The organism is Natronomonas sp., assembly GCF_046710025.1.
GTDB lineage: Archaea > Halobacteriota > Halobacteria > Halobacteriales > Haloarculaceae > Natronomonas.
In genome coordinates, this window is record NZ_JBKEGK010000277.1 from 1 (window position 1) to 3024 (window position 3024).

Genomic DNA, 3024 nt, shown 5'->3' on the forward strand with positions numbered 1-3024 from the left:
ACTGAGATGGGCGGTAACGTCACGGTCGAGGCCGGCAGCGTCATCGGCGATGACGTGTCGGTGGCTGATAGCGCGGTGATCGACGGACGGATCGACCCGAACACAGTCATCGAACGAGGCTAACGATGTGTGGAATCACCGGCTACATCGGCGAGGACGGCGCATTGGAGCGCGTATTGAGCGGGCTACAGAACCTCGAATACCGCGGCTACGACTCGGCGGGGATCGCGTTGACCGACCCCGCCGACGGCGACCTCACGGTGTACAAACGCAGTGGGAAAGTCGAAGAGTTGGTCAAGGCGGCCCCCGAAGAGAGCCCCTCGCGGTGTGCGATCGGCCACACCCGGTGGTCGACGCACGGGCCGCCGACGGACGCGAACGCCCACCCGCACACGGACTGTGCGGGCCGGGTCGCCGTCGTCCACAACGGCATCATCGAGAACTACGAGCAGTTGCAGGACGACTTGGCGGCGCATACGTTCACCAGCGACACCGACACCGAGGTCATCCCGCACCTGCTCGAACGACGGCTGGCGGACGGCGACGACCCCGTGGCGGCGGTGCGGGCCGTCAGCGATCGTCTTGAGGGCAGTTTCGCGTTCTGTGCGCTCGTCGAGGGCTTCGACGGCGTGTTGGCGGTGCGAAACGACAGCCCGCTCGTGCTCGGTCACGGCGAGGACGGCACGTATCTCGCCAGCGACGTGACGGCGTTTCTGGACCGGACCCGGTCGGTCACCTATCTCGAGAACGGTGACGTCGCGGTGCTCGAAGCCGACGTCACGCTGTATCGCGACGGCGAGACGATCGACCCGACGATCGAGACGATCGAGTGGGACGCCGACGCCGCCGAGAAAGGTGGGTACGACCACTACATGCACAAGGAGATCCACGAGCAGCCCCAGGCGCTCCGGGGGACGATCTCCGGGCGTCTCGAAATCGATTCGGGCGACGTCGATCTGGAGTTGTCCTTTCCGACCGAGCATCTCAAATCGATCGAAGAGGTCCAACTCGTCGCCTGCGGGACGTCGTATTACGCCGGGCTGTATGCGGCCCGGCTGCTGGAGACACTCGCGGACGTCCGCGCGTCGGTCACGGTCGCCAGCGAGTACGCCTTCGACGGCGGGCGTGACCCCTGGCGAACGCTGACGATTGCGGTCACCCAAAGCGGCGAGACCGCCGACACGCTGTCGGCGATCCGGGCGGCCGACCAGGCCGGTGCCCGCACGATGGCGGTGACGAACACGCTCGGCAGCACCGTCACCCGAGAAGTCGACGACAGCGTCTTCATCCGGGCCGGCCCCGAGATCGGCGTCGCCGCGACGAAGACGTTCGCCTCACAGGTCGCGACGCTCGCGCTCGTCGCCGTCCACATCGGTCGCCGCCGCGGGGCGCTCTCGAGTGGGCGGGCCTCGGAGCTGCTCGAGAACCTCCGGGACGTCCCCGGCGCGGTCCAGCAGGTTCTCGACACCGAGGACGACGTCGAGGCCGTCGCCGAGGAGTACGCCGACAGCGACGCGTTCTTCTTCGTCGGCCGGGCCTTCGCCTATCCGGTCGCCCTCGAAGGCGCGCTCAAACTGAAGGAGATCTCCTACGATCACGCCGAGGGCTTCGCCGCCGGCGAGTTGAAGCACGGACCCCTGGCGCTCGTTACGGATCGGACGCCGGTGTTGGCGACGCTGACCGACGGCGGCCACGCCGACAAGACCCAAAACAACGTCAAGGAGGTCCAAGCCCGCGGCGCGCCGGTGATCGCCGCCGACGCCACGGAGACGGACCGCCACGCCGACGAACACCTATCGGTCCCCGACGTCGGGATCTTCGAGTCCCTCGTCGCGAACGTCTACTGGCAGTTGTTCGCCTACCACGTCGCCGCCCACAAGGGCCGGCCGATCGACAAGCCGCGCAATCTCGCAAAAAGCGTCACCGTGGAGTGAGCGCGGCGGCCGACGTCCCGTGTGCGTTCGGCGTGGCGCGTCCGAAGTCCGGCGGGTACTCTTTATTTTGCCGCCGACAGAGTGACACTCATGCACGCGGGGAAATGCGCCTACACGGCATCCAAACACCGGCCGGAGGAGTGGCACGGGAGCGACCCGGACGAGTGGGGCCTCGACGCGGCGGCGTCGAACGGCGGATTGGGGATCGAGGAGTGGGAGTGTCCACACCCCCCGATGGAAAACACGGAGGGGGACGAACGGTACTGCATTTTTCATACCGATCCCGAAAACGTCCCCGAAGAGCGAGACGAGGCCGCGGCGCTTCGCGACGCACTCAAGATAGCATCCCGACAGCAAGGAGCCGGGGCGGAGCATCGGGGGCAGTTCATCGGGGCGACGTTCGGCGCAGTCACGTTCACCGGCAAAGCGATCGTCGCCGACGACACGGATATCAGGTTCGATCACGCGTCGTTTCGGAGCCGCGGCGACGACATCCGGTTCGACGGGACGACGTTTGCCACGGAGGGCACGGCGACGCTATCGTTCGCACACACCACATTCAGCGCCGAGGGGGGTGGCGACGTGCGCTTCGAGGACGCGACGATTTCGGCGAGAGGGGACGGCAGCGTGCGATTCGAGCGGGCGGAGTTCGTCACGCGCGCCGACGGCGACGTTCGATTCGAGAACGCGACGGTCGTCTCGGAGGCGGGCGGGGACGTCCGATTCGTGGGCGTGGGGTTTCGCGCCGAAACCGAAGGCAGCGTCGACTTCGAAAACACGACGTTCCAAACACGGGATGCAGGACAACTCCGCTTTTCGGGGGTGACGTTCAGTGCGGCGGGCAACGGCGACGTGAACTTCTGGAAGGCGGAGTTCGTCACCGACGGACGCGGCGACATCGAGTTCGCCGAGGCGACGTTCGCGGCGACGGGATCGGGGGAGGTACACTTCGAGTTCGCGAGTTTCACGACGAACGACAGCGGGAACGTACGGTTCGTGCTCGCGACGTTCCGGGTCAAGCAAGGGGAGACACTCTGGTTCCCGAGCACGGAATTTGTGACGAACGCCGATGGTCGAATCGACTTCGAAG

Annotated in this window: 2 protein-coding genes; both read left to right on the top strand. The window is 66.5% G+C overall.

Translation table 11 applies throughout. The features are described from left to right. Positions 1 to 125: 125 nt before the first annotated feature. Complete coding sequence (gene glmS, locus ACI944_RS13705) at positions 126 to 1934, top strand: glutamine--fructose-6-phosphate transaminase (isomerizing) (protein WP_411719584.1); 1809 nt, start codon at positions 126 to 128, stop codon at positions 1932 to 1934. Positions 1935 to 2024: 90 nt separating this feature from the next. Continuing rightward, a partial coding sequence (locus ACI944_RS13710) for a hypothetical protein (protein WP_411719585.1) occupies positions 2025 to 3024 on the top strand: 1000 nt, incomplete at its 3' end.

Bases quoted from the DNA above. Each gene is read 5' to 3' on its own strand.
- glmS (WP_411719584.1), top strand. From the start codon at position 126: ATGTGTGGAATCACCGGCTACATCGGCGAGGACGGCGCATTGGAGCGC.